Source organism: Nostoc sp. CALU 546 (genome assembly GCF_048836525.1).
In genome coordinates, this window is sequence record NZ_JAWJTF010000329.1 from 1 (window position 1) to 2,170 (window position 2,170).

The 2,170-nt window shown below is 44.1% G+C and carries 2 protein-coding genes; both read right to left on the minus strand.

Annotated features, from left to right (window positions below; genetic code table 11):
* A partial coding sequence (locus tag RRG12_RS43345; protein WP_420763303.1) for a hypothetical protein occupies window positions 1–332 on the minus strand: 332 nt, incomplete at its 3' end.
* Window positions 329–1,879: a hypothetical protein gene (locus RRG12_RS43350; protein WP_420758556.1), complete on the minus strand. Its 1,551-nt coding sequence runs from the start codon at window positions 1,877–1,879 to the stop codon at window positions 329–331. The genes RRG12_RS43345 and RRG12_RS43350, both read right to left, overlap by 4 nt.
* Between the last annotated feature and the right edge of the window lie 291 nt (window positions 1,880–2,170).

The following is a 2,170-nucleotide window of genomic DNA, read 5'->3' on the forward strand; positions in this document are numbered from 1 at the left end:
TGTATTTCCGTTTCACTTGGTTGGATATCTGGAATTGAAGTATCAATAACTGGTGCTGAAGAAGTTGAGGGAAGTTCGAGGGGTGAAAGTTGCTTGTCAGAACTTCCCAAAACATGGGGAGAATTCAAAGCCTCTCCCCTTTTAGAACTTGAAAAGTCAGGATCTTCTACACCCTTGTCTACCTGCGAAGGAGAATCGGGGAAAAGTAGTTTTTCGCTAGTGATTTCAGCTTTGGCGATCGCAGGATATAAAACAAGGCTGAGAGCCATTACTGGCATCGCCCCCATCAATCTCAGGTTAAATGTAGTTGTACAGTGCAGTCTGGGTTTCATTTCTTCACTGACTCCTGAAATGTGGGGGTGACAGCGAAGTTCATACGTACCAAGCCACCCGGTTCTAAATGCACCAAGCGAGATTGGCTATTGCGTTCGCGGAATTTTTCGTTACGAGCTAGGGCGTAACCGGGTACACTGCTGAGGTCTAATACACCTGTGTGGTATCCAGGTAAAGCATTAGCTAAGGAGAACAAACCATTCGGATCTGTAGTGATGCGGTTCCCGTCTTCTAGAAAAATCACCGCATTTGGTACTCCAGGCTCACCACGCTGTTGTTCACCATCAAAGTTTTTATCAACAAACACCCGACCGATAATCGTGCCACAATCAGAAACGATTCCTGGACGAATATTCAACTGGTGGGTTGCTGGCCCATCCTTGGTGCTAAAACTGTTATCAGCTCGTTGGCCATTAACGATCGCACTATTACGACCATTTCCACGCAGTGAATCGGCTGTGAGTTGAGCAGCGTAAGCAATATTCAGAACTTTCTCTGTGGGAATCGTTACGTCTGTGCGGAATGTCACTGTGTTTCCATTGCGTTCTGAGGTGATAGTGACTGGTTGACCATCCAATTCTCCTTGCACAGATTTCGGCAAGAAATTGAATCCTAAAGGTAGATTGTCGGTGACAAATATATTATTCAAACCAGCATCAGCGAGATTTTTCACCGACACGCGGTAGATTACCGTATCTCCAGGTTCAGCAGCAGCGCGATCGCCTGTTTTGATAATCTGTAACTGATTGGCTTGACACAAATTTGTGGTGAATTCAAAGGCTAATAAGTCCAGTCCCACAACTTCTGCATTGGGAACTAAAACAACTGTTTGCTCTACCCTGGTTTCGCCTGTGAGACTAATTGGTTGACCATCTAGAGAAGTAGCAACATATCGGACGATACCATTACCTTGTGTAGCACTACTAGCAAGGATTTCAATCTTGACCCGCCGCTGTTTGTAGATAGAATTTGGTGGTGGATTAACTACAAAAATGTAGGTTCTACCTGGATCAGTTTGACCCTTATTCGGATCAAGTAAAAAATTGTAGACACCCGCAGGGTTATTCGTCACGAAGTAAGGGTTACTATTCTCGATATTTGGCGATTTACCACCAGGAATGTTGTTATTAGGAATATCTGGTAACTCTGTTCGAGTCAGAGAAACCAAACTGCCCAACTCTGTCCCCGTTGGATCACTAGAGTTAGGTTCATATACCCCAACTGAAAAACCTGTATAGTCAGGTAAAATTGTGCCAGCACAACCTAAAATCCGCCCTAATGGGTCAACTAATGGGCTAGGACTAACATTAATCTGACTAGAACTGCCTTGATATTGATAATTACTGCTGGAATCTGTATAAGTATAAGTAGCTTGGTTTATTAATGGCAAAGACGCAACCAGATTGTTAGTCTGTTGCGCGATCGCTGGTATAGGTATAGTAGTATGCAAAAAACTTCCCAGAAGAAGAGTAGCTGTTAACCGTCGCCACCATCTACTGCTAGAAGTAATTTGCTTTTGGTTTTGAGGATGGCTCACCCTACACATCTCCTCTGAAATGTCAAGCTTGTTGTTAATAAAAGCACTTATTTGTGGAAATCCAGTTAAGCCAAATCTCGTTTCCAGGTTTCGCCTAGAAACGCTTCTTTATCGAGTCAGGAAATTCGTCTCCCTTCGTCTCCATCAGCGCACTTGGGTTTGATAAGTCGCCTTAACTGTTGTCTTGGCTGCAAGTGATGGAATCTGTAAACGGATGTGGGTGTAGGCAATGGCTGGGGCTGGTTTTGTTTCCACTTTCCCGCCAGGAAGAGTAACTTTAACAGTGGGATTTACGACAAA

Coding starts and splice junctions, on each gene's coding strand:
- RRG12_RS43350 (WP_420758556.1), bottom strand. CDS start 1,879: ATGTGTAGGGTGAGCCATCCTCAAAACCAAAAGCAAATTACTTCTAGC.